This window comes from Sphingobacterium sp. SGR-19, assembly GCF_011043555.1.
Classification (GTDB): domain Bacteria; phylum Bacteroidota; class Bacteroidia; order Sphingobacteriales; family Sphingobacteriaceae; genus Sphingobacterium.
In genome coordinates, this window is sequence record NZ_JAAKGS010000001.1 from 764,454 (window position 1) to 790,075 (window position 25,622).

Below are 25,622 nucleotides of genomic sequence, written 5' to 3' on the forward strand. Positions count from 1 at the left end.
TTTTTATTAGTTTTGCAATATACTTAAAAACGTACACGGTAATGCCAGAAATTTCAAAAAGAGGTCGGGATATGCCGGCTTCACCAATTAGGAAGCTTACACCTTTTGCTGAGCAGGCAAAAAAAGAAGGGAAAAAAGTATACCATTTAAATATTGGACAACCCGATATCGAGACACCCGAAGTTATGCTAAACGCTTTAAAAAACATCGATTTCAGCATATGGGCCTACACGCCATCGGAAGGCATCGCTTCCTATCGGGAGAAGTTGGCAACGTATTACAACAAATTGAATTACCGTGTCGCTCCAACAGACATCTTAGTGACCAACGGGGGGTCAGAGGCGCTTACTATCGCCATGCAAAGTTGCCTCAGCCCGGGTGATGAAATTATTATTCCCGAACCATTTTATGCAAACTATAACGGATTTGCCTGTGCAGCAGATGCCGTAGTAAGACCTATTCTATCTTATATAGAAACGGGCTTCGCTTTGCCGCCGATAGCGGAATTTGAAAAATTAATCACCGATAAGACGCGCGCAATTGCAATTTGTAATCCTAATAACCCTACAGGTTATCTCTACTCGCGCGAAGAATTGGAGTCTTTGAGGGCATTATGCCTAAAATATGATCTTTATTTATTTGCGGACGAAGCTTATCGTGAATTTTGCTATGATGGTAATACATTTTTTTCGCCTATGCATATAGAGGGGCTTGAACAGCATGTGGTCATTATCGACACTGTGTCCAAACGGTACTCGGCATGTGGAGCAAGAATAGGTTGCTTAATCACTAAAAACAAAGAACTGTATCAGACTGCTCTCAAATTTGCCCAAACACGTTTGAGCCCCTCCCTTGAAGGACAGATTGCTGCCGAAGCAGCGGTAGATACACCAGACAGTTACTTCGAAGCGGTATCTAAAGAATATACTGCCCGCCGGAATACGCTTGTTGAAGGGTTAAATAAAATAGAAGGAGTCTTTTGCCCTGTTCCGGGTGGCGCATTTTATGTCGTAGCTAAACTTCCTATTGATAATGCAGACAAGTTTTGTCAGTGGATATTGGAAGAATTTTCGTATAACAACGAAACGGTTATGATGGCCCCGGCTACCGGCTTTTACAGCACACCAAATGTGGGTGCTGACCAGGTACGTTTGGCATATGTACTTAAGCAAGAACATTTACGCAACGCGTTGGTTTGTTTAGAGAAAGCTCTGAAGGAATATCCAGGCCGCGTAACACCCTAGTAAGAAACATTACCTTTTCCAATGTTCGGATCTTTGGAAAAGGTAATGTTGTTTTCAAACAGACTTATGGAGATATTGTGCACTCTCTCTATCAATAAATAAGTGTGCATTTTGATGCGTCCGCAATATAGTGGAAGGATACCGAGAGTCTACTCCTTCATAAAGCGTCTGATAGACTGCTCTAGCTTTATTCTTACCAGGTACCATACAATACAAAAATTTCCCTTGCAATAATGCTGGAACGGTCAATGTGATGGCGTGGGTCGGCACGTCATCAAAGGAGTTAAAGCACCCATCATTTACTTGTTGCTGGCGACTTTTATCATCCAAGTCAACGATTTTTACCCAATAAGGGTCATCAAAATTCGCAACATGAGGATCGTTAAACGCAATATGTGTATTTTCTCCGATGCCCATACATACAATATCTACAGGATATGTTCTTAAGAGTTGCTCGTATCGCTCACATTCTTCTTCGATATTGCTTGAATCTCCTTGTATATAATGCACATGATGAATCGGTACTTTATCAAACAAGTTTTCCTTTAGGAAATATCCAAAACTCTGCGGATGGGCTAAATCTAAACCGATATATTCGTCCATATGGAACGCAACGACTTTCTTCCAATCTATATTTGTGGCTTTCGCTAACGTTTCTAAAAACTCGTTTTGCGAGGGTGCAGAAGCAAATATGATATATACATAGTCCTTGTTCTGTTGCAATTCCTGAATTTTTTTGCTGACCATTTCCGCAGCATCTTTTCCGAGCTGTTTACGGTCATCATATGTTCTGACCAACAATTGCTCTATTTTATTTTCTTCGACTTCCATTATTTATTTTTTATTGTTCTGATTAAAAAACCGCCTTAAAGCATAATTGTGTAGGTACACGTTATTTATTTAAAAAAAGGTATGCATCATATACCTAATTACGATAGAATCTTTGGTTCTCCCGATGGATAATATCAATGGGCATAAAATATTCCTTCTCTTGTTTTTCTTCAAACATAAGATAACGATATAAAGCTTTTACTCCTCGATAAGCTTGTTCCTGTGGTTTTTCACAAATTAGAAAATCAATCACGCCTTTATTAAGAAAATCAATATTTCGATCTAGGAAATCATACCCAATCAGAAGTATATCTTGCTTTTTCTTTTCGAGAAGATATTTTGCTACCAAAGAGACACGCGAGTTTGTTACAAAAATGAGCTTAATGTCAGGATAGTCTTTCAACACTCCCACCATCATTTTTTTTACTGATGGGTAGTCTGTTTCATAAAGATTCCGTTTCAGTATCCTATTAGAATTTCTCGTTGCGAAATATTCGCTAAATCCTTCTTCTTTTTTTAAGATATGGTAATCTGAGTCAATATCCTTGGCGATGTTCATAAGTAATATTCGTTCAGACTCCCCAACAAGGTAATCTACCAAATGGGCCGCCGTATATCCACTATAAAAAAGATCCGGCCCAAAATAGCTGAGGTTCTTACGGTTTGGAATATTGGAGTTAATGAAAACAAACGGAATCTTTCTTTTTTGACAAACATCCGTAAATGAAATTGCTTCTTCTATAAACGCCGGTGCTAACAGCACACCATCAACGGATTCTGCTTGCAGAATCACTTCCGTTTGCTTAACGAAAGAGTCCTTATCGTTCATATCATAAAACAGTTTCTCGATTTTAACATTGTAAAGCATAATCTCATTCTCTGCCTGTATAATGCCTTGTAAAGGTACCGACCAATAATCTGTTTCTTCCGAGACCTCCGGTATCAAGGTATACAGGTGCATGGTTTTAGATGAAGCTAAACGTCTAGCTAAAATATTGGGCTTATAGTCCAATTCTTTGATAATGTCGTTAATCTTTTGTTTGGTCTTTTCCGAAACACCTGTCCGATTATGCAGTACCCTATCAACCGTTGCGATAGAGACATTCGCCCGACGTGCAATTTCTTTTACGCCGACCAGTTCTTTTTCATTTTTCTTCATATAAAAACGTTACATCCCTCTTACAGAATACAAAAATAACGAATATGTAGCACTCTCAAATCATCTTACCAATGTTCTGCTTTACTAATAATTTGGGAAGCGTGAATTGTGTACGTTACCGAAGATAAGCCAAACTTTCTTTAATCCAAAATATTTTTTCAAATAAGCTATATATTTGATTCCCTTCTATTTCGTGTTATAGCTTTTTCTCCTGTATTAGGTCCATAGCGTGGTTTGCTGCCCGGGCTGTAAGTGCCATAAACGTAAGTGACGGATTTTGGTTTCCTATACTGGCCATACACGCGCCATCGGTTACAAAAACATTCTCACAAAGATGTAGTTGATTATACCTATTCAACAAAGATGTATTGGGGTCATTTCCCATTCGAACACCGCCTACTTCATGCACTTCTAATCCCGGTTGTCTCCCGAATACTTCGTGTTGATCTAATGTGCGGATATTTTCTGCACCTGCCTGGGTCAACATTTCCGTTCCTTCGTTAAAGAAATCTTCCATCATCATCATATCATTGGCACTATAATCCACAGAAGTAATTAATTGGGGTAAGCCATATTTATCGACCTTGTCTGGGCTCAACCGTACATGATTATCAAACGATGGGAGTACTTCACCTTGCATCATCATTGAGATCTTCCAACCGCCCGGTTCCAGTAAATTATCCTTATAATCAGCTCCTAAACCTTCCATTGCGATTCCCCTAGCCCACGAATCGCGATAAGCGGCAAAAGCGATAAGATATGACCCCTTAAAAGTCTGCTCCGTCCGATGAATGTTTTTGAACGCTGGAATAAAAACCTGGGTAGGACGCCTACCGTAATAATACGAATTTTCATATCCAGGAAAGTCGGCCGTAATACGACCCCGATAGTTATGAAAAGTAATATATCTTCCCATTAGTCCATTATCATTCCCTAATCCATTCGGAAACCGATCGGATTTCGAATTCAGTAGTATCAAATTAGAATTAAGGGTCGACGCATTTAGAAAAACGACACGTGATTTAAAAATTTTTTTATCTTTTGTTTTGGTATCAATAGTTTGTACACCGATCGCTTTCTTCGTTTTCTCGTCATACAAAATCGATTCTACAATGGTATCCGTTATAATCGTTAAGTTCCCCGTTTTCTCCGCATAGGGGATGGTAGAAGAATTCGAGCTAAAGTATGCTCCGAAAGGACAACCTCTCTCACATAACGAACGTGCCATACATCTGCTTCGCCCCTGTGCTATTTGCTCTTCTTTTATCCCCGCCAGGTTTGCGCAGCGTCCGATAATCGCTTTCCTATCCGAATAACGCTGCGAAATACTATTTGCAATGGCTTGCTCCACTTGATTCATTTCAAAAGCGCCGACCACTTCACTATCTGGCATATTGGGGATACCATCTTTTGTCCCTGCAATACCGACAAATCGTTCTACATGCGCATACCAAGGTGCGATATCCTGATAACGTATCGGCCAATCAACCGCATACCTGTACTTCCGAGGTGCTTCAAATTCAAAATCACTCCACCGCTGTGTTTGCCGAGCCCACAGCAGCGACTTACCGCCTACCTGGTAGCCCCTAATCCAATCAAAGGGTTTTTCCTGAATATATTCCTGTTCCTCGTCGTTTATGTAAAAATGCCGAGTAGCTTCTGAATAAGCGTAGTGTCTGCTAATCCATTTGTTCCGCGTTAGATCATCTCGCGTTCTCTGGCCCCGATGTTCAAACTCCCATGTATCCGTATATGCCGTAGGATAATCCTGAATATGCTTGACCATCCGGCCGCGTTCGATCAACAGTGTTTTAAATCCTCTTTCGGTAAATTCTTTGACCGCCCAACCGCCACTGATTCCGGATCCTACCACAATGATATCAAAATCTCTCTCTCTATCCATACTATAACTTATAAGGTAAATATAGTATTTTTCGGTAACGTAACCATTATGTAACAAAAACTATGCATATCATGTTGTTTTGACGTTTTGTAAACCATTCCTTATAGAGCTTTCTCAAAAAGTTTCAAGGTAGTGTACACCATTCCCCCTATCGCATAGTCAAACGCATCTTCATCAATCTGAAATGTTGGTGTATGTAATGCAGAACCAATTTCTTTATCAGGATTCGCTATTCCAATCAAATAAAAACATGACTGGTATCGATGTGAATAGTAGGCAAAATCTTCTGCCGCCATCCAAATACCTGTGGATTCAACGTTATCAGGTGCAACAAACTCTTTTAAATAAGTGGAAACGGTACCCGCCAGCTTGGGGTCGTTAATTAATACCGGGTAACCTCTTCGTATCTCCAATTCTACAGTAGCCCCGTATATAGCTGGTAGCTCTTTGACATGTTTTGCAATTAGTTCAAGCGCTTGGGAACGCCAATGTTCGTCCATCGTCCGAAACGTCCCTTCAACATATACTTCACCCGGAATCACATTGGTTGCCCCGCTTGCAATCACTTTGCCAAAGGAAAGTACAGATGGAATAGAAGGGTTGGCAAATCTGGATACAATTTGCTGTAGCGACAATATCAATTGTGCCGTAATCACTACGGGGTCAATATTTAAGTGAGGTTGGGCTCCGTGCCCTCCTTTACCTCTAATCGTAAAATAAATTTCATCACTTGAGGCCATGAAATTGCCTAATCTGAGTCCAATTTTCCCAACTTCCAAATCGGGTGAAACATGAAGACCGATAACACCTTTTATATTCTGATGCGGGATAGGTAATTTTTGAGAAGCCAGCACGGAAACCGCGCCACCAGGTATTTTTTCCTCTGCCGGCTGAAATATCCCAATAACCGTTCCTGCGAAGTCATGTTCCAGCGCTTTCAATATTTTGAGTACAGCCAACAAATTTGCAGTATGAAAATCATGGCCGCAAGCATGCATAACGCCTATATGCTGAGATGTATAGTCTGCTACATTTTCTTCCGTAATGGGTAATGCGTCTATATCCGCACGTAAGATCACCGTTTGTTCACTATCCGCTTTTTTTCCTACTATCTTCGCAATAACACCTGTCTCAGCTACGCGTTCAAAAGAAATATTATAGGTCCGCAGTAATTCTTTTATATATCGACACGTATTATATTCCTGAAATGATAACTCGGGAAACTTATGAAAATATTGTCTATTAAAACTGGCTTCGTCCTTAACCTCAGAGACCAGTTGTCTTATTTTTTCGATCATGCAATAAACCAAGTTTTATATTTTCATCAAATTCTGTTTCAAAAACTCCGCCACGAATTTGTCATCATTTAATTCCGGATAGGCTGCATATATTCTTGAGATCTCTTCATATTGTCCCGGTGACAATACCTCATCTGGGTTAAGACACCAGATACCTTTCATCAGTCCTTGCCGTCTCAGCACCTCGTGTATCCCCGGTATACATCCGTGAAAATTATTCGCTGTATCGAATAATGCCGCATTCGCGTCAGTCGTTTGGTTGGACAATATCTGTAACGCCCTCCATTTACTATACGATGGATTATCCTTATAATCTTTGACTTTAGCCAATAATCCTACAGCTTTATGGGTCCATACCGCCCAATGTCCTAACAAACCTCCTCTGAATTCTATTTCTATATCTTTGCCATTTACATTAAATCGGTAAATAGACAACAGATCCTGCACAATATTATCATCGTTGCCTGTATATAAAGCAATTTGATCCCGTCTAGAGGAATTGGCAATCGCCCGGACTACGTCTAAGGTCTGGTAACGGTTAAAAGAAGCACATTTTATGGCTTCTACGTTATCTATTTCTACAAATTTAGACCAGAAATCATACGAAAACACCCGTCCGCCAACCGATGGTTGCAAATAGAATCCAAATACAGGAATCACCTTGGCAACTTCTTCTGTACGTTCGAGTATTTGCCTTTCACTCAAGTCCTGCAGCCCTCCCATGCTTAACAGCCCCATATCATATCCGTAATCCACCGCAATCCGCGCTTCCTGAACAGCTTGTTCGGAGAGACCACATATTCCCGCGATTTTTACAAATGGACGATCCAGTTTGATCCCATCAATAACATCGGCCGTCACTCGTAAAACTTTCTCAAAGAGATTATATTTAGGTAAACGGATCTCGAACTGCGTAGAATGTACCGCCACAGCTATTCCTCCGGCACCGCTTTGGATGTAGTATTGCGTCAATAGTTTTTGGTTTTCCTCATCGAAATGACGAAGCTCGTCCAGCGCGAGCGGATGAGCAGGAATGACTGTACCTTCCATGAGCAAAGACTTTAGTACACTATCTAATCTTTTCATTAAAATTTCCCTCCTCTCTCCTGGAAATGTGTATCCTTCCCAAACTCGCCACCGTCTTGCAATATCCATTGCGCCGTAATGGCAATAATATCCAATATACCTACTTTTGGGTAGCCAAATATCCTATGGCATTCCGACGCATTATTTAATAATGTTGTCTGTTCAGGTTCAAGTACAAACAAGGGTTCCTTTCCCAATATTTCCCCAAGCTTTTCTGCAACCCATTTTATAGACAATATTTCCGGTCCCGTTACATTCAGCACCTTCGCCGGGCTTTCGACATGCAATAAGCTACGGATAGCTATTTCATTGGCATCACTTTGCCAGATTACATTGACATTATTTGTACGTATGTCAATCGGTTGTTGGCGATAAACCTGTTTTGCAATTTCTCGGATCACGCCATATCGGAAATCCACAGCGTAATTTAATCTGTACAACAATATCGGTGTACCGTTTTTCTTACTGAAATAAGCGAAAATCCGTTCACGCCCTAATGTACTTTGGGCATATTCTCCTATCGGCTCCGGAAGGACCGATTCGTCTACACCTCCCGATCGAACGTCGACAAAAGGCAATACGTTACCGGAGGAAAATGCGACGATACGCGAATCCTTGTACTTCTCCGCTATACGCCCCGGGAGATAAGTATTCATCGCCCAAGTAAAATCTTCCTTTCCTGTCGCACCGAATTTAAAGCCTGCCAAATAGATAACGTTTTTTGCATGGGGAAGCGATTGTAAAGCTTCGTCATCCAACAAGTCACAAACGATGGTTTCCACACCTAAATTTTCCAAGTATTGTCGGCTGCTGTCGTCTGAAAAGCGTGAAACACCGTACACCTTTCGAGAAACACCAATTTGACGCAAACCCTCCAATAGCAATTTGGCCATGCTCGGCCCCATTTTTCCTCCAATACCCAGAAATATAAAATCACCATCAATATGCGCAAGATCTTCGAGAAATAACGCGGACGGTTGGGTAAACTTGTACTCCAATTCTACTAAAACCTGATTCTCCATTTTTATTTTAAAAACATATCGTAAACATTACTAACCATTAATATACAGATGACAATTAAGCCTAATGCCCCCGCTATCTTGTAAAAGAGATTGTTAGCTTTATCTCCCATAATCGATTTATTGTTTGCAATCAAATAAATAGACACGCCGATAAAAGGCACCAAAAATATAGTGACGCTTTGAGCCAGAACAATCAGCTCCAAAGGTAGCCTGCCAAAAGAAATAGCCACAACACACCCCAAAACCATGACGATGGAAATCAATATCTTGACTTTTTTGGAATCCAGGCTGCTTCCAACTCCCAACGCATCTCCTAGTAATGTACCTCCTATCGTTGCATTACCTACCAACGATGAAAAAGCAGCACCAAACAACCCTACAAAAAACAGCGAACTGGCATGTTTTCCAAATAATGGCTCCAACGCCTTGCCCATTTCAGCGGCACTACTTACATGTATGCCTTTGGGGAATAATACCGCCGCTGCACAAATCATCACAGCTGCACTCATAAAACCCAAAATAGCCACTCCTGTATAAGCTCCCCTCGCAGAATTGCGAACAGTGACACTCCCACGATTTAATTTCCGTCGCTCCTGAATCAAATATGTCTGGTAAAATGCACCGACAAGCGAAAAACAAGAGGCGGTAAACGCTATTATCAATCCTAGAGAGCTTTCGGGCACGGAAGGAATAAAACCCGAAAATAAATTACCTAATGAAACATCTGCAAGAAATAGTGTAGCAATAAAACACGCCAGCATAACCAATACCAAGGTTAGCATCACCTTTTCCATAATCTTGTAGAAGGAAGGAAAAAACAACAAAGCAATAGCTATCGCGGTAAAAACAATGATCCAGATATACATAGGCGTTCCAGTTGCTTCACCTATGGCGATACCTACACCAATACCATTACCCGCTTGAAAAGACGTCGCCACCAAAAATATACCTACACCTATGGCGACACCGATGCCTTTGCCAAATCGTTCTTTTGTCAAAGTCAATAAAGATTTGTCATGAACCACTCCTATGCGAGAACACATTGCTGTATATATCCCCATAAAAAACAGCGCCACCAAGACAATCCATAACAATGAGTATTCGTAGTCTGCCCCCATTTTGGAGGTAATGGTCATCTTGCTGGGGCCAAACACAAGTGCGGCTGTGATAATTCCGGGACCTAAGATGTTTAATAGTCTCTTCATCTATTTTCTTTTTTTCTTAACATTATCGTCACTTACTTGCTTCCCTTCACCAAATTCTTTCTTGACATAATTGATAATAGCTGCCAATTCCTCATCCTTCAAAAAGGAGAAGCTGGCCATACCCTGTTCGTAAAAAACACCATCTATCGTACCTTTACCTTTGCTGCCGTTCAACAAAAGATCGATAAAAGCATCGTTGTCCTTTACCCTCGCAGCATTCTTCAACGGGGGAAAAGTACCTTTAACCCCAAGACCATCTTCTTTATGACATGAAGCGCAAAAGCTGGTATACAGCTGTTTTCCGTTATGCTCTTTAGATTCGGTTTCTACGACATCTTCCTTCAAATGATTATCTGGCGTCTCCGTAGCTCTTCTTAGTCTTAGTATCCTATCATCAGTTGGCAACGGAAATCCGGGTTGGGGGTTCCAGTCCCTATTGCTGGTCGACAAATAGATATCGCCATTCGGCGTCACCAACACGGCTCGCATCCTTCCATATTTTTTAGAAAAATAGACTTGCTCTCGTTTGATTTGTTGATTTTTATCATCCAAATGTAGTACCCTTAATGATTGCGATTTGAGCGTAACGAGCAAGAGTGTGTTCTCCCATTCCGGAATACCGCTTTCTCCGTAATATGCTAAACCGGCGGGTGCTACCACAGGTGTCCACGACCAAATAGGCTCTGTTCGTGAGGAGTGCTTAGCTATTTCTATCTCATCAGGTGTATCGTGCATACCCTCTATAGCGGGCCAGCCATAATTGTTCAACGGTTTGATCAGATTAATCTCGTCTTCAATCGCGTCACCATGTTCAGATGTAAATATATTCCCTCGGTCGTCTATGGTTAACCCCTGCATATTGCGAAATCCCCAGGCATACACGAAGCTGTTTGGTATAGGATTATCGGGGGGAATTTCCCCGTTTATCGTCATCCTCAGAATCTTACCATTCAATGTAGTAGAGTCTTGTGCTTCTGTATTATCGGCCACATCACCCGTTGCCCAATATAGCGTATTTTTGCTGTCCAGCATTAGTCTGGCGCCATTATGTCCGTTTGCACCTCTGACCGTCAACAGATCGACCGGGTTAATCAATGTATCTTTTTGATAAGTGTATCGCACCAATTTAGAAATGATACGATCATTCTCTTTAGCCGTATAGTTAATAATAACATAGGGATTATCTTTTATATCTTTCTGTACGACAATATCCAGTAAACCCGGAGTTGTCCTTGTAAATACATCCGGCACACGCAGGAGTGTAGAAACTTGACCGGTCGACAGATCTAGTTGTTTAACATTTCCGATAATTTCCGTAAACAAAATTTTATTATCAAAAAATGTCATTCCCCACGGCACCTGCAAACTATCTGCTACCGTAGCTACCTCCAAAAATGAATCATCAAGTTTGACATAGTCGAGCACTTCTGTGACATAATCATGTGGATGTCGATTACATGACTGGCATGACATCATACATAACCACGCCGATATCCCCATTACCCAAAACACGAGCTTTCTTTTTCCAGACATTATAGCTTCCTTTCGAGATCCTCCATATATTATTATCACCAACCTGGATTTTGTGTCAGGTTTTCTGGATTTAAAACAATCTGGCTTTCGGGAATAGGATCCAGGTAATCCCTGTTCAATTTAAAGCCGTACCCTGACGGCATCGCTTTTTGATAAGGATCCATAAATCCATTTTCGTCTTCATGAAAGGGATTCTTTGTGATTTGGCTTGCTTTAAATCCTTTGGGCCTTTTTCCAACGATCAATTCATCTGCTGCAGCCCAACGTGCTATATCATCCCATCTAAAACCTTCTCCAATCAACTCTATCCGGCGCTCCCTGCGGATTTCGTTAATTAAAGGCGTTAGCGCCGGAAAATCCCAATCGGGATCCGTTGCGATTGATTCTATATTGATTTTCGGCATTCCCACACGATCACGAAGGAGCTTAACAGTCTTATCGATATCGCCTTGTGTAATATCACCCAATTCCGCTTTTGCTTCGATATAATTTAGCAATACTTCCGCATACCGAAAGAGAATAGATGGTTCCTCTCCATATTGCTGTACATGATAGGTGACCTGTGGATCATATCCTTTTTGGATCATGTAACCTGTTGGAGCGTTGAGGTCAGCATTATCATTCAACCTCGAAAATACAGAAGACCAATTTTCTACGTTTCCGTTAGCCTGTATTTTCCATACTTGATCGGGAGAAGCGACCGTCTGTCTAAACCTAGGATCTCTGTTTTCCATTTCCTGTACGATGGTTGTATATCCTTGAAAGAGTGGGTTTCCTGTAATTGCCCGCCCATCGGTACAAAGATAATCGTCGATAACACTTTTGGAAATAGAGCGTCCAAGTGGTTGCGACATCCTAAAGTTCCTGTCATTGGTAAATGCCCCATCTCCCCGGGAGAGATTATTGTCATATTTACGCCAGAACATGACTTCACTATTGGCTGAATAATCTCGTTGGATAAAGAGATTTCTATAGTCTTCATCTGGATTATTGTTATTATATATTGCATACAGCCCCGACTCCATAATTTGCTCGGCAGCTTCTACTGCTTTCGAAAGGTATTTATTCGGATCCGCATTTTCGACTCCAAATGGTGTACCATTATGATATTTCTGCCATGTACCTTCATACAACGCCACACGGCTTTGCATCAGCAATGCAATCCATTTATTGATACGCTCATATCCGTTGGTCTTGTCTGCTGTCAGATACATGGCGGCTGTATCTAGACAACTGATGATGCGATCTGCCACAATCTGTCTGGGTGTGCGTGGATTGTATAGTTCAGGAGAAGATGTACCTAAATCTATATCCAACCATTGGATATCGCCATAACTTTTCAGTAGATTAAAATAGGTAACCGCCTTAAAATAGTAGGCTTCACCTACATATTGCTTATAACTGTCAAATTCGTGAAATTCTTCAATTTTTTTATAATGTGTCATAAAATAATTGACGCTCCGCACGTTTCCAAACCCAATGCTCCCTGTGGTCACGACCGGTCTTGTACCTTGTAAACGCGTATTTACGGTAGGCCCTACCAAGTCATCACTATCATAATCGTTTCCATGGTTAGCATACTTAGGAAAAAAAGTCGTGTTATAATATTGATTTACATACGTTTCCAAATCTTTAGGTTTTTCAAAAAACCTATCAGATGCTACTTGATCTAATGGAGGACGATCTAAAAAGTCGTCATTGCAAGCCATTAAGAAAAACAAGGGAATCAGTCCTATTATTATTAAATTTTTCATAATCACAATTATTTTAGTGTGAGATTAAGACCAAAAGAAAACACCTTACTCATTGGGTATATCACGCCGTTAGTGAGATATCCGTCTTCCCGGCTATCCGAGGCAATCGCTGTCTCCGGGTCAAACACTTTCGGCAGACTTGAAAAGGTCAATAAATTCTCTCCTGAGAAATAAACACGTGCTTTACTAAATATGTTCCCTACCGCAGAAGACGGCAGCGTGTAACCGACTTGTACATTTTTGAGGCGTATAAATCCCGCATTCTGTAAATAGCGTGTCTGCACCTGTCTATTCTTATTTGTTTCTGCCGTAAAATAAGGTTTAGGTAGGTAAGCTCCTGTATTTGGTCCTAAGATGTTGGGCTCATCCGCTGGTCGCCAATAATCTAGTGCTGGCGAATCCTTGTAAAGACCCGAACCGGCCCAAGCACTTGTCAGACCCCAGAACAACGGTGAAGTCGTTTCCGGATAAAATTCCCGTTTTAGAATACCTTGCCAGAACATATTGAAGTCAATACCTTTCCAGCTGGCACCTGCGTTGATACCGATGTTATAACGCGGACTGGTATTCCCGATCACTTTCAAATCACCATGACTATCCAATGTGCGATTTCCTTCATCAATAACATTATCATCGTTCTGATTTACATATTTGATATCCCCCGGTTCCCAATTCGCATGGTATCGCTGTTGCATCTCCGACACAGCCTGCGCTTCTTCGGCCGTTTGGATAATCCCACCGGTCTCAAATCCCCAGATTTCACCATATTCTTTTCCAGCATACCAACCATCTATTCTATTTGTAGGATTCCAGTATCTCGTTATCATTGTTCTGCTATCTCCTAATGCCAGTTTGACGTTATAGCTAAAATCTTGCGATATTTGGTCATTCCAGTTAACAACCAACTCAAATCCCTTTGTGGATAAATCCGCATTGTTCGTAATTGGTGTGGTTGCGCCCAACACATAGGGCAATTCATAAGCAGCACCCCACATATCTAGCGTCTTCCGATTATACCAATCAAAGGTAATTCCTAGACGGGAGTTAAGGAGATTCATTTCCATCCCTACATTAAATGTATTAATTGTTTCCCAGGTCATATTATCACTCACTAAAACAGGTGCAGTGGCATACGGCGGTCGCAGGTTTCCCATAATCCAGGGTGCTTCGGGATATACATTCAGCTTATCATAAAACCAATAGGGCTCTGCGGCGCTCGGGTCAATATTTTGGTTGCCTAATGAGCCGTAAGACGTTCTTAGTTTAAGGTAGTTGATATAGGGCTGTACAGATTCCCAAAACGGTTCATTAGATATGGTATACCCCACAGATGCCGAAGGAAAGAATCCGAAACGGTTTTCTTTTGGAAACCGCGAAGAGCCACTGTAACGCCCACTTATTTCGACTAGATACTTTTCTTGATAATTATAATTCAATCGACCAAAAGCACCTCTGGTTGCCCAGTGTGACATATTATCTGTTGCAATTACACCTCCCAAAGATGTTCTAATGGAAGGATAATCGTCCACTACCGGCGATGTTCCTGTAGCCGTTAATCCCGTTGTCAATGCTTCTTCCTGCTCGAAACCCAACATAATATTAAAAAAATGATCGTCTATTTGCGATTCATAAGATGTCACCGCACTGAGCAGTTTATAAACTCTTTCTGAATAATTTGATATATAGGTAGATTCCGGTTTTCCAATATTACCCACCGAACCATCTCCCAGTTCTACCATCACCGGTTTGGGATTAGCTTCTGCCTTTGTATTCCGGATGTTATAATTATAATTGAGTGTGGTTCTCCAGCCCTTGATAGGTTCGATTTCGGCTCCAATATTGGCTAAAAAATCTGCTCGCTTATTTCTGTCCCGTCCAGAATCTTGTAATAGGCGTACCAATGGACTTTGAACCGTACCATTAATATTATAATGTGGCATCATCGGGGCAAACATCAACATCTCACGAAACGTATGCTCCCTTCCTACCGTAGTCTCCCCCATAGGATAATCCGTATCGGATGAAGCCCACTTTAAGCTGGAGTTCAACCGTAACCAATCCGTCACTTCCGTCGACACATTAGACATCAGGTTATATCGTTGATAATGATCGTGACCGAAAGCATACGTCCCGTTCTGTCTGGAATAACCAGCAGATAGAAAATATTGCGTACGCTCTGATCCGCCCGAGACGTTTAAACTATGCTTGTGGCTGAGTTCATTGTTCCCCATCAAAATATGTGGCCAGTCATTGTTCGCATTCCCATTACGTCTACCGGCCCAGATATTGTCAATTGGATTCTCCGGATCGTATTCATAAAGAAAAGTACCATCAATATAACCTTTTATTCTTTCCATCTGTTCATCAGAATAAACAGGGGCAAGTCCTGCATTGGCATTTGCCTGGTTATAGGCGGTTGCCCAGGTATACGAGTCGATAAAATGCGGTAAACGGAGAAGCGAGGATAGCGAGAGATTATTAGAATAATCAACTTTCACACCTTCCGTCTTGCTTCCTTTTTTTGTCGTGATAAGAATTACACCATAAGGAGCTCGTGAGCCATATACTGCCGAGGCCGAAGCATCTTTAAGTACAGACACACTTTCTATCGTTTCGGGATCTACGCTGTTGATATCTACCTCTACTCCATCGACCAATACAAGAGGGGCACTACCTCCATTTAATGACCCTACACCTCGAATATTCCAACCACTTGCTGCTCCCGGCTCACCGCCCCGCATGCCCATGTTGATATTCATATTCGGTGATGCCCCTTTGATGAGATCGGCCACGTTCGCAGACGGACGATTAGCCAACGCATCGCCTGAAACCACGTCAACAGCTGCTGTCATATGAGCACGTTTCTGTGTACCATAGCCAACAACCACTACCTCTTCCAACGTCGAGTCCTGTCCTTCCAAAACTATATCGAAGGACGTTTTATTGCCAACACTCATTTTTTGAGTTACGTACCCGATATAAGATATGACTAAAACATCGGAAGAACTCAATCCCGACGCCGACAGGTTGAAAACTCCGTTTTCGTCTGTAGAGACACTTGATTGTGTCCTAACAAGGGTCACCGTTGCTCCTACAATAGGCTCCCCATTTGCATTACGTACGGAACCTTTTATCTCACTTTGATTATACGGGCTGGTATTTAGCATCATTCCTTCATCCAGCTCAGATGAGTAAGCTGCTGTATAACCGCTTCCTATAAAGAATGCAGTTATACCTATCCCGCATATCCTGACCAAAGGATATAATCGTCCCCGTTTTTGCATTCTACCCCTAGGATAAAATAAAAAAGAGTTGTTCTTTGTAACCATAATTAGTCTTATAATTTTAACTCCGCTGTATTTTAATTTGATGTTCTATTTTATACAATTTATAGTTATTTCGATATTTTCTCGTTAACGTTACCGAACACTATGCTAAAAAAAGGCGACATGCCTTATTAGTTAAAAAAGTAACGGTAAATTTTCTATGGAAATTCTTTTCATCACGTTAGTCTTTGTATAATATCAACTAATTTATTGCTTATAATATGATCCAAGGTAGAATATAAACATTAAAAAAACAAATATTTTTTTCAATTTTCGTAAAACATATAATTTTCAATGGTAATAATATCAATTGGCATGGGTTTAAAATTCGTGACATTCTCCTTTAGCAAAAAGAATCTATACAGGTAGTTTAACGCAAAATATCCCTGTTTATCCGGACGCTGACAGATTAAGAAATCTACAATCCCCTTTGAGAGATAGTCTACGTTGGCTTCCAAAAAGTCAAATCCTATAATATAGGGTTTCTTTATCTCCTGATGATCATGAAAAAAACGTCCTACAACAGAAACCCTGGAATTCGTAACAAATAATACATCAGGAGTAGACTTTCTAATACTGGTCCACAACTCCTTTTCTACCTCTGTATACTCATTATAGGGAATATCGACAACTTCTATTCTAAAATTTTTATTCAGATTATTAAGATACGTTCTATAGCCCTCAATTTTTGTATCTAAATACTTATAGTTTTCCAAGCCTTTCGCAATGTTCAAAATAAGTATCTTGGCATTTGTTCCCACTAAATAAGAAGTCAGGTTTCCCGCCAGTCTTCCCGTACTGTTCAAATCCGGGCCAATATAACCTAATGTTGATTTAGTTGGAATATCGGAATTTATATATATCGTCTGCAGTTTTTTCCGATGGCATTTTTTCACAAAAGCTTCCGTTTCTTCAATGAATATCGGCGCTATGACGACAGCATTAAAGTGAGACTTTATCGTTTTTTCCGAAACTTCTAAAAAAGTGTGAACATCCTCTTGATCATAAAGAAACACCTCGGTCTGTATACCAAAGGGTTCCAGCTCCTGTATACCTTTGCTAATACCATCTAAACACAATTGCCAATAACCTGTCTGTAAAGATGTCTTAGGTATAATAACGGAAATCTTAATATTATTTTTAACGGATAGTGATCTCGCGTAAAGATTAGGCTGATAATTGTATTCTTTTATGATATCCTTAACCTTTTTCCGGGTTGCTCCGGAGACGTCCTTTCTATTGTTAAGTACACGATCTACCGTCCCAATAGAAACATTGGCAAGTTTGGCAATATCTTTAATCCCAAAACGTTTTTTTTCCTTGTCATCAGACATCATACTTCCCTAATAAAGTTAGTCTACGATAAATTTACGTTAAATTTTCCAAATATCCATCGTCGCGCCCGACCTATCGTTTCAAAAAATAATCAAAAAATAAGAATGCCTGTTCATTGGAAGTGCTATCTGGTGAATGTGCTACGCGATTTGTCATCGCTACCCGGTTTTCAAACCCCAACAATTCATTCACTGCAATAGTATGGTTCAGTGGTATCCATCTTTCCAAGGGGTCCGAAGATCCACCTGAAACCAAAAAGGGACGTGGTGCCATTAATGCATGTAACTCGTGTAGATCATATCCCTCTTCAATTAGTTTTGGATATAGCCCCTTTGCATCTGCTCCCATTCCTGTTTTTCGCCATGTGTTTTTCCAGGGTGGAGGATAATAACCAAGATACCAGGGCTCCCAATAATTCACACCGCTTCCTTTGGTTTCGTCAAAAACAATACCTGGGTCGGACCATACCCCACAGGCGTATTTATCATATAGAGCAGAGGCAAACATCGCCCATTTGCCACCATAAGAGTGCCCCATAATTCCGATGCGAGTTTCATCAACCTCTGGATATTTCGCCAATGCCTCCCAAGCATTCGCCCCAGCATATGCCAGCATAGACAAGGGTTGCACTGTAGCATTATCTATTGACGGATAATAAAGCGAATAGGTTCTGTTGGCAGATGTCTCTTTCGTGCCGATGGATAATGTTACAAACCCACGTTTTGTTAATTGCAAAGCAAAATCGCGATGTGGTTTTCCCGCACCTGTTGCTGTTTCTGGTTCATAGAAAACCGTTACCACTGCTGGTTTTTTACCTTTTGTTTCGGGTACTAAAAGATATCCTGTTGTTTCTTCGTTCGGCAACCATTTAAAAGTCACCGTATATTGTGTGTACCCCTCTTTCTGAATAGAGTCCAATATGTTTAAGGTCTGATCTTCTATTATATCAGGCCACTCCCCCATCATGTCGTGCCATTTTTCTCTAATTTCTGTCCTCCGTTCTTCCCAATCTTCCTTTGTTTTTACTACCCTGCCATCATAAAAGTTCAAAGGGGAACGATATTCACCTAATTCTTGTTTAAATTGTTCGGGTGGTACAAAATACCGCTCTATCTTATCCCATATTTCTTCTTTGGACACTTTCATGGTTTGTCCGTGAGTGACTAAGGTGCCTAACATAAATACTGCCGTGCTCCAAAGTGCCATATGCTTCTTTCGTCTGCTTTTCATATTAAATCGTGTGCTTTTTCTATTAAAACAAATCATTATAAAGTTTCCTTGACCGTATATACCACTAGCTTATTCAGCAGGGTATCTGTCCTTTGTTTATTAAAAACCGAATCTAGCGTGATTTCATAGAGATAATCTTTCTCCATTTCACCGAGGTCTATCTGCAATCTCTTTCCTCGATTCGATATTTTCCATTCGTGTACCGACATCTGTTTAAGATTTACTTCTGGCGAACCATATTTTTGATGGTATAGATAGTTATAGCGACGAACTCGGATAGCTTTGGCTATATTAATGCTATCTCCCAGATCGATAGGTTGTGTAAAATACATTTCAAACCCGTTTTTAAGAAGATGTATGTCCGCTACGTCAAACGGCGTTTTGCCGGTAAACGAAATGCGTTGGATTCCCCTATCTCCTAACCAGCCATGATCTGATTGGCCTACCCACAGACTACCATCCGGCGCAAAAACTAACCTGTTGTTTCCTTTTCGTAGCCCCTGACCATCTATAAACGGTGTCACTGCACCTTGGACCACTCCGTTTACATCTTCTAGCATAATACGAACTAGGCGTTCTTGATTCATCTCGCCTACAATAAACTGTCCCTCAAATGGCTTTAGCATTTTATTATGTCTAATTTGAACAGGTTGGGTAGGTGAATTTGCGATGACGTTATGTGGAAAAATCACAGCAGGCTTCTCCCGCATTGCATTTAATGTATCCGCATTCAGTTCAAATGGGTTGCCTCTATTCCATCCCTTCGTCCATACCAAGCTTGCCGGATGTCCGTAAAATTTACCTTCCTGGACATAGTGCAAGGGGCTCGACCCTACCCAATCTCCTTGGTTATCGGTAACAAACAGCCTTCCTTTTGCATCAAACCCTAATCCATTAGGCGAACGAAAACCCGAAGCAAACGGCAAAATCTCTCCGTTTTTTTTCATTTTCATCACCCAACCTCTATAGGGTACAATGGAAAACATAGGTTTACCTTCCCGACTCTTGCCGTCCATCAACGTATCTCCTCGAAGTTCAGCAGATATCCCTCCTCCCGCTGAGGAAGAATTCAAGGCAAAATACAAATTGCCGTCGCTGTCTTCCACGGGGCCATAGGTAAATTCATGATAGTTTCCCGTCATACCAAATCCGTCATATACCGTTTCATACATATCCGCCTTTCCATCGCCATCGGTATCCTTGATCCGTGTTAGTTCGGGTAATTGCATGACCAGCATCTCACGGTCATTAATAACCTTTAAACCAAGCGGTTCGTGCAGACCTGTTGCAAAAACACGCCATTCCTTCGTATCCGGTTCGTAAATCATCACCTCTCCCCGCATAAAAGCCGCTACCAACCGACCATCTGCTAAAAAATCCAATGCGGCTACTTCTGCTGTCAACCCAGGAGGTGTTTCAATAGTATCTATTTGAAAAGATGCACCCTCACTGACTAGAACATCGCCTTGACAAGCCGCTAAAGCTATCGACGCGCCTAAAAAATATGTAATCGCCGTTCTCATTATTTCTCTATTCTAAACTCCACACTAAATTGCTTTCCGTTTTTTTTATCCAAGACAAGCGGCCCAGCCGGTAATGGTACGCCATTATAATAACAGGTTATTTTTTTTTCTTCTGTATGGTGAAAAACAACATTATCATCTAATGTTGGAATCCGAAAATGACGTACAATCCCATTTTTATTTTCCAATTCTCTTATCGTTTCAAAAATCTCGATACCTTCTACGATATAACAAAATTCTAAATAATCACCATCCGTTACCCGATATCCTTTAAATTTAGGCGGATTCTTGTTTGTATTTTGTTCGCCGATCGTTAGTACGGCCGGCCGGGTTTCGCGGTACACAATTGTCCCTTCTATCTTCGCTTTCGCATCTTTATGGCCTTTCCACAACTCCGTATTATCGACAAACCCGTCTTTCCATACAAATCTCATCTGACACGGAGTTGCATCCCAACAAAAGGATATGTTTCCAGGTAAGTGGACAGCAATTGCTGCTGGGCTTGCGCCATCAATATATAGTCGATAATAATAAGGAGGTACCAATTCATAAGGATGATTATTGGTTTCTGCATGAACATGCACTTTATTCTTAACATGGTGTGGCACTGCTTTATCCTCAGTCAACACGGGCATTTCACCAGATTCATTAACATACATCGCTCCGTACATGACATGTCCGTGTCCTGGTAGAGTACAAACATACGGATATACCCCCTCTTTTGATGGTGCTGTGAAAGACAATGTTTCTGTTTGATCTGCATGTAAAACAGACGTATGCCACATCACGTCATCAGTTTCGGGAATATAACTTTTTGCTACTCCTTCTGCCCCCAATTTGGCGGCGAGATTTACCACCTTTTCTCGAGATTTCGGACGGATAACCAAGAGGTTATGATCCATATCGTCTGTATTCGTAAAACGAAGGACGACCTGCTGCCCTGGAACAACATGAAATCTAGGTAGACTAAACTGCAATCCGGGTAATACCGATATGTTAATTTCCTTAGGTGGCTCTTTTTGGGTTAAATATCCCTCTTTGTAACCCAAAATACCGATAACTATCAAAAAAGCAAAAGCTACGGCAGCCAGCTTCTTAACCGTTGGCGTTGTTTTTAATATTGTCTTCATAATCCCTGCCTCGCAATCCCCATCATTTGTTGGTAATATGTTGAAATGGAAAAAATACCACCTGCAGTGTCATAAAAATTTTGGTCTAATGTAAATATGCCGTTTACCACCCGCGTCCATTTAGCGTCCGCAAGCGGATGTCTCTTCTTCATATTTTCCCAATTCACATAGTTCATACCACCATTGGTTTCCATCAATCCCATCCCAATTGTAGGAAAAGGAGCCAGTGTAGCAGCAACATTCTTGTTCCACTCCATCAAAATTGGATTGACTGTCAAATCTGCGCACAAACATGGTATATCATTTTCATGGGCTATCTTAGCAATCTTAACGGTCTGACTTAATGTCTTTGCTATACCCTTCAAGATAAATGCTTTATATCCCAACGTAATCTTACGACGGGCATCCTCTTCGCTGTGAATACTCTCGTCGGCTCCGATAATTACTCCGAGATCCGAAACGTCTTCATTATCACTCTCCCCAAAAGGTTCTTCATATAATAGGATATGTTCAAATGCGCCAATTTCTTTTGCGTAATCCAGATACTTTCGCAATGTTTCCTTTTTTTCATAGCGTCCATTGGCATCCATCGTATAATAGATTCTGTTTATTCTTTTATTTCTTTCTTCATTAAGGATATCATGGATCTCTTTTAATCTAGCTTTATCCTGTTGCAACATCTTTTCTTGCTCACCAGGACTTCCCGTTTTTATCTTAAATACAAAATATCCTTCTTCAGCTGCCTTTTTAATATCTGCCAGTGGCATGTCATAAGAAATCTGAAACATAACGGCGATCCGATCATTTTTGTGACTAAACGCTTGACGATAAGTCGAAGGTATAAGTTCGGTAAATGTTGAGATACCGTTCTCTTCTGCATATAACATCCACATTGCATTATCGATACTAACCAAGGCATTGTATACAAAATTTATATTAAGATTAGGATATCCTGTTAGTTTTTTACCTTCTTCGATCAACCAAGGTAGCATTTCATCGAACAGCTTTATCGGGCTATCTAATGATCGCCCTTCTATCCATTTTAACGCTTTATTTGTTAGTACAAACATATTTGCATTTCCGTTGGATTCAGAGGTAGAGGCAAATATCTCCGCATCACCATATAGGACACTCTGTGTAGCTAATCCCAGTCCTTTTTTTCCCCTATCGTTCTCGAGCAAAACGACTATTTGCCATAATTCGCTGAGATATGCTCCCTTAAATCCAAAAGGAAACCGGAGCTTCTCTCTCTCAAAATCTGACTTTGTTTTTATGATTGTTGATTGATTTATCATTTCTAACTTTCTACCCGTGTTTGCATTTCCTATCTTTATTCTTGTTGAAGCCCATAAAATAGCAGAACTTGTCAAGAAATATCTACGATCCATTGCTATCTTTTATGTTCCACTTTGGCTACTTGCTTTATTTTTCCTCAAATTATCCATTAACCAATTGTAGGTTTTCTGTCGCTGTGGAGGATATATCTTATGTTCCCCTTCAGGGATGATAAAAGTTTGTTTTGGTGCTTGCACCATGTTATATGCCGCATAGAAGGAGGTGGGTGGTGTGGTGACATCGTTAAAACCCCAAGAAAAGAAACCCGGTACATTGATATGTGCGGCAAAATTGACCACATCGTAATAAGACAATGCTTCTAATACTTCCTTTTCCTTACCTTCATATAATTCTGGGCGCAGAAAAAAATGTGGCCATCCCCCTGCCCGCTCATATAAATAGCCTGAAAAATCACACATGGCGGGACATAACGCGACAAAATAATCGATACGCTTATCCAATGAGGTAGTCATGATCGAAAGCGCCCCTCCTTGGCTTGATCCCCAAGCACCCAAATTTTCGCCATCGAAATTAGGCAAGTCATTAATTAGATCTACGGCACGCGTACAACCTAGGAGTACATTATGGTAATAAAAAGAATCTCGGTTGTCTATACCTTTATACATATAGTCCTTCAGTTCATTGCTCTTCAAATCCTCATAGTACGTCTGCTTCTCTGTTACAGGCCTGCCATGTATATACAAATCGAGCGTGATGAATCCCTTCGCGGCATTTTCCTTATCGCCCGACAACGGAGCCCAACCCGCACCTGGAAATCGTATGATTGCAGGATACTTCCCTTCCTTTTTTGGAATACAGAGCACAGCATAAAATTTCTCGACATTTTCACTCAGAAATTCGTATTCAACCTGATAAAAGTTAACCTCCTCTGTTGTCCGATCTTCCAGTAGGGTTAGCTTTTTATGTAGCGGCACAGATTTAGACTTTTGAATCGCTGTGTGCCAAAAAACGGAAAAATCCTTAGGTTGCTTCACCGTTGGTTTAATTTCCTCCGGTGCGAATGCTGCCGTCGCCCGAGCGTTATAAGGGTGTCCGTCGATATCCATTTTCACGTCGCACCTTAAAAAACCGGGCTTCTGCATTGTCCCGCCAGAGATCAATGCTTCCCCGCCTTTTATCTCCACTTCACCACGTTTCGTAAGCGGCATCTTTTCGGGGCCTATTTCAAATTGGATTTTTTCATTGTCGCAAGCCACACCGTTTTTGTATGCCTTTACGACAAAGACAGCTTCCTCTCCTATATCATATATCCAATCTTGCTTTTCCAATACCACGGCAATTTCAACCGCCGTGGTGGTTTTCTTTTTCTCGGATACGACGTCTATACCTTTTAGATCTTGTGCCTGTGCTCGCCAAAATACACCGCTTAAAAATATAAAAGCTATTGAGCAGAAAGCAAAAGCCCTATAAGCGTTAACGTACCCGGAAAGAACACCAAATTTTGAATAAATATCTCTTATCATCTCTTTTCTTATTGGGAGTTTCAGATTTATAGTACAAACGAATTTAGAAACATTATTTATTACATCCAAGTTTTTTCACAAACTATCAACGAATTTAGTTAACTTCCTTTTTACCCGAATTTCCTACAAAACTAGTTTTGATAGTTAAACCATACATTCGTGGCTCCGCTAAATGTACTGCTCCAAAATCATAAGCATAATCAATATATGTTTTATTCATCAGATTGGATACCCATAAAGCTGCTTCCATTCTTTTATACTGAAAGCCTAAACGGAAATTTAGCAGATTATACGCATCTTGCTGGATTGTATTCGCCAGATTAAAATACTGTTTTCCGATATTTCTGTGCTCCAGCCTCGCAAATAATTTAGAATTTGTATTTGAAGCCAAACTTCGGGTATATTGTAATGACAAAAACGAAGTTGTTTGGGGTGTAAAGATCTGTTTATTACCACTTAAATCTTTATTTTCTCCATCATCTGCAATAATCAGTTCTCTATAAGAAGCATTGGTATAGCCAAAAGTATAGGTAAATTCAAGCCCCTTAACAGGAAGGCCAGAGAGTTCTAATTCTACACCTTTGCTCTCCAACTTTGCCGCATTGCGAATTAATGTCAGTGCTTCCGGCATAATTAGAACAGGGATCTGTCCGTTTTTTATCCGGGTATAAAATAAAGTAGCATTCAACCTTAATCTTTTGCCTGCAAACATATTTTTGCTTCCTATTTCAAAGTTGTCACTATATTCCGAATCGTACGGAACAAGAGGTGGCGCTGAAGGGTCAGAAGACAATTGACTGATACCTCCGGCTCTAAATCCTTTACTGTATATTCCATAAAAATTATGTTCTTTGGACAAGCTGTAATTCAATGCAATTTTCGGGCTAAAGTTTCCGTACGCTTCAGAAGCTGACGTATCCGTCCTTGTAATGACTGCTTGGGGGGGGAAGTTCTTCCTTCTTTTCCAATATTTTCACAAAAGTATCTTGAACGATATCCAACGCAACGTCTTGACATTTTACAATATGCCACGAAAATTCCACGAGCGGGATATAATATTGCTCAAATAGTATCTTTATCTGCGTTTCTGTCAAAACACTTATCATGCGTGGATATTTATAATCGCTTCGGGTCAGTACTATCCAAAAGTAAGAAATAGGAACTACATTATCAAATTTTGAATGAATGTAGAACGACAATGTCGTCGGGATAGTAAAAATAAAA

At 40.7% G+C, this 25,622-nt stretch carries 19 protein-coding genes; 1 reads left to right on the plus strand and 18 read right to left on the minus strand.

The window, feature by feature from the left end; translation table 11 throughout:
• The first annotated feature begins 41 nt into the window (after nucleotides 1-41).
• Nucleotides 42-1,244, plus strand: a complete 1,203-nt coding sequence (locus G5B43_RS03395; protein ID WP_165293282.1) for a pyridoxal phosphate-dependent aminotransferase — start codon at nucleotides 42-44, stop codon at nucleotides 1,242-1,244.
• Nucleotides 1,245-1,298: 54 nt separating this feature from the next.
• Here the strand turns inward: G5B43_RS03395 and G5B43_RS03400 are convergent, their stop codons facing one another.
• From G5B43_RS03400 to G5B43_RS03485, 18 genes are all read right to left on the minus strand, one after another.
• Nucleotides 1,299-2,075 carry a glucosamine-6-phosphate deaminase gene (locus tag G5B43_RS03400; protein ID WP_165293283.1) on the minus strand — a complete coding sequence of 259 codons (777 nt, stop codon included), beginning with the start codon at nucleotides 2,073-2,075 and terminating at the stop codon, nucleotides 1,299-1,301.
• A gap of 94 nt (nucleotides 2,076-2,169) precedes the next feature.
• Nucleotides 2,170-3,234, minus strand: a complete 1,065-nt coding sequence (locus G5B43_RS03405; RefSeq protein ID WP_165293284.1) for a LacI family DNA-binding transcriptional regulator — start codon at nucleotides 3,232-3,234, stop codon at nucleotides 2,170-2,172.
• 196 nt (nucleotides 3,235-3,430) lie between these two features.
• Nucleotides 3,431-5,137 (minus strand): GMC oxidoreductase, encoded by a 1,707-nt coding sequence (locus G5B43_RS03410; protein ID WP_165293285.1) that lies wholly within the window; start codon nucleotides 5,135-5,137, stop codon nucleotides 3,431-3,433.
• A 101-nt stretch (nucleotides 5,138-5,238) separates the two neighbouring features.
• Nucleotides 5,239-6,435 carry a M20 family metallopeptidase gene (locus G5B43_RS03415; RefSeq protein ID WP_165293286.1) on the minus strand — a complete coding sequence of 399 codons (1,197 nt, stop codon included), beginning with the start codon at nucleotides 6,433-6,435 and terminating at the stop codon, nucleotides 5,239-5,241.
• Between the two features lie 15 nt (nucleotides 6,436-6,450).
• Nucleotides 6,451-7,521, minus strand: a complete 1,071-nt coding sequence (locus tag G5B43_RS03420) for a dihydrodipicolinate synthase family protein (protein WP_165293287.1) — start codon at nucleotides 7,519-7,521, stop codon at nucleotides 6,451-6,453.
• Nucleotides 7,521-8,543, minus strand: coding sequence for an NAD-dependent epimerase/dehydratase family protein (locus G5B43_RS03425; RefSeq protein ID WP_165293288.1), 1,023 nt, complete (start codon nucleotides 8,541-8,543; stop codon nucleotides 7,521-7,523). Before G5B43_RS03425 ends, G5B43_RS03420 begins: the two co-directional genes overlap by 1 nt.
• 2 nt (nucleotides 8,544-8,545) lie before the next feature.
• The gene (locus G5B43_RS03430) at nucleotides 8,546-9,748 is read right to left on the minus strand and encodes an NRAMP family divalent metal transporter (protein WP_165293289.1); all 1,203 of its coding nucleotides are present in this window, start codon (nucleotides 9,746-9,748) and stop codon (nucleotides 8,546-8,548) included.
• Nucleotides 9,749-11,281, minus strand: coding sequence for a PQQ-dependent sugar dehydrogenase (locus G5B43_RS03435; protein WP_240904709.1), 1,533 nt, complete (start codon nucleotides 11,279-11,281; stop codon nucleotides 9,749-9,751).
• Nucleotides 11,282-11,316: 35 nt separating this feature from the next.
• Nucleotides 11,317-13,035: a RagB/SusD family nutrient uptake outer membrane protein gene (locus G5B43_RS03440; RefSeq protein ID WP_165293290.1), complete on the minus strand. Its 1,719-nt coding sequence runs from the start codon at nucleotides 13,033-13,035 to the stop codon at nucleotides 11,317-11,319.
• Nucleotides 13,036-13,043: 8 nt separating this feature from the next.
• Nucleotides 13,044-16,319, minus strand: a complete 3,276-nt coding sequence (locus G5B43_RS03445; RefSeq protein ID WP_165293291.1) for a SusC/RagA family TonB-linked outer membrane protein — start codon at nucleotides 16,317-16,319, stop codon at nucleotides 13,044-13,046.
• 308 nt (nucleotides 16,320-16,627) lie between these two features.
• Nucleotides 16,628-17,698: a LacI family DNA-binding transcriptional regulator gene (locus G5B43_RS03450; protein ID WP_165293292.1), complete on the minus strand. Its 1,071-nt coding sequence runs from the start codon at nucleotides 17,696-17,698 to the stop codon at nucleotides 16,628-16,630.
• Between the two features lie 70 nt (nucleotides 17,699-17,768).
• Nucleotides 17,769-18,926, minus strand: coding sequence for an acetylxylan esterase (locus G5B43_RS03455; protein ID WP_165293293.1), 1,158 nt, complete (start codon nucleotides 18,924-18,926; stop codon nucleotides 17,769-17,771).
• Between the two features lie 35 nt (nucleotides 18,927-18,961).
• Complete coding sequence (locus tag G5B43_RS03460) at nucleotides 18,962-20,449, minus strand: PQQ-dependent sugar dehydrogenase (protein WP_165293294.1); 1,488 nt, start codon at nucleotides 20,447-20,449, stop codon at nucleotides 18,962-18,964.
• The gene (locus tag G5B43_RS03465; RefSeq protein WP_165293295.1) at nucleotides 20,449-21,579 is read right to left on the minus strand and encodes a plastocyanin/azurin family copper-binding protein; all 1,131 of its coding nucleotides are present in this window, start codon (nucleotides 21,577-21,579) and stop codon (nucleotides 20,449-20,451) included. Before G5B43_RS03465 ends, G5B43_RS03460 begins: the two co-directional genes overlap by 1 nt.
• Nucleotides 21,576-22,874, minus strand: coding sequence for an enolase C-terminal domain-like protein (locus G5B43_RS03470; RefSeq protein ID WP_165293296.1), 1,299 nt, complete (start codon nucleotides 22,872-22,874; stop codon nucleotides 21,576-21,578). The genes G5B43_RS03465 and G5B43_RS03470 overlap by 4 nt, the downstream gene beginning before the upstream one ends.
• A gap of 102 nt (nucleotides 22,875-22,976) precedes the next feature.
• A complete protein-coding gene (locus tag G5B43_RS03475; protein ID WP_165293297.1) occupies nucleotides 22,977-24,398 on the minus strand; it encodes an acetylxylan esterase in 1,422 nt (473 codons plus the stop codon).
• A gap of 94 nt (nucleotides 24,399-24,492) precedes the next feature.
• A complete protein-coding gene (locus G5B43_RS03480; protein WP_410528473.1) occupies nucleotides 24,493-25,269 on the minus strand; it encodes a TonB-dependent receptor domain-containing protein in 777 nt (258 codons plus the stop codon).
• Between the two features lie 31 nt (nucleotides 25,270-25,300).
• Nucleotides 25,301-25,504, minus strand: a complete 204-nt coding sequence (locus G5B43_RS03485; protein ID WP_165293298.1) for a hypothetical protein — start codon at nucleotides 25,502-25,504, stop codon at nucleotides 25,301-25,303.
• Between the last annotated feature and the right edge of the window lie 118 nt (nucleotides 25,505-25,622).

Coding starts and splice junctions, on each gene's coding strand:
- G5B43_RS03425 (WP_165293288.1), bottom strand. CDS start 8,543: ATGGAGAATCAGGTTTTAGTAGAATTGGAGTACAAGTTTACCCAACCG.
- G5B43_RS03445 (WP_165293291.1), bottom strand. CDS start 16,319: ATGCAAAAACGGGGACGATTATATCCTTTGGTCAGGATATGCGGGATA.
- G5B43_RS03430 (WP_165293289.1), bottom strand. CDS start 9,748: ATGAAGAGACTATTAAACATCTTAGGTCCCGGAATTATCACAGCCGCA.
- G5B43_RS03475 (WP_165293297.1), bottom strand. CDS start 24,398: ATGATAAGAGATATTTATTCAAAATTTGGTGTTCTTTCCGGGTACGTT.
- G5B43_RS03440 (WP_165293290.1), bottom strand. CDS start 13,035: ATGAAAAATTTAATAATAATAGGACTGATTCCCTTGTTTTTCTTAATG.
- G5B43_RS03415 (WP_165293286.1), bottom strand. CDS start 6,435: ATGATCGAAAAAATAAGACAACTGGTCTCTGAGGTTAAGGACGAAGCC.
- G5B43_RS03450 (WP_165293292.1), bottom strand. CDS start 17,698: ATGATGTCTGATGACAAGGAAAAAAAACGTTTTGGGATTAAAGATATT.
- G5B43_RS03435 (WP_240904709.1), bottom strand. CDS start 11,281: ATGTCTGGAAAAAGAAAGCTCGTGTTTTGGGTAATGGGGATATCGGCG.
- G5B43_RS03420 (WP_165293287.1), bottom strand. CDS start 7,521: ATGAAAAGATTAGATAGTGTACTAAAGTCTTTGCTCATGGAAGGTACA.
- G5B43_RS03405 (WP_165293284.1), bottom strand. CDS start 3,234: ATGAAGAAAAATGAAAAAGAACTGGTCGGCGTAAAAGAAATTGCACGT.
- G5B43_RS03460 (WP_165293294.1), bottom strand. CDS start 20,449: ATGAGAACGGCGATTACATATTTTTTAGGCGCGTCGATAGCTTTAGCG.
- G5B43_RS03400 (WP_165293283.1), bottom strand. CDS start 2,075: ATGGAAGTCGAAGAAAATAAAATAGAGCAATTGTTGGTCAGAACATAT.
- G5B43_RS03455 (WP_165293293.1), bottom strand. CDS start 18,926: ATGAAAAGCAGACGAAAGAAGCATATGGCACTTTGGAGCACGGCAGTA.
- G5B43_RS03465 (WP_165293295.1), bottom strand. CDS start 21,579: ATGAAGACAATATTAAAAACAACGCCAACGGTTAAGAAGCTGGCTGCC.
- G5B43_RS03485 (WP_165293298.1), bottom strand. CDS start 25,504: ATGATAAGTGTTTTGACAGAAACGCAGATAAAGATACTATTTGAGCAA.
- G5B43_RS03470 (WP_165293296.1), bottom strand. CDS start 22,874: ATGATAAATCAATCAACAATCATAAAAACAAAGTCAGATTTTGAGAGA.
- G5B43_RS03395 (WP_165293282.1), top strand. CDS start 42: ATGCCAGAAATTTCAAAAAGAGGTCGGGATATGCCGGCTTCACCAATT.
- G5B43_RS03410 (WP_165293285.1), bottom strand. CDS start 5,137: ATGGATAGAGAGAGAGATTTTGATATCATTGTGGTAGGATCCGGAATC.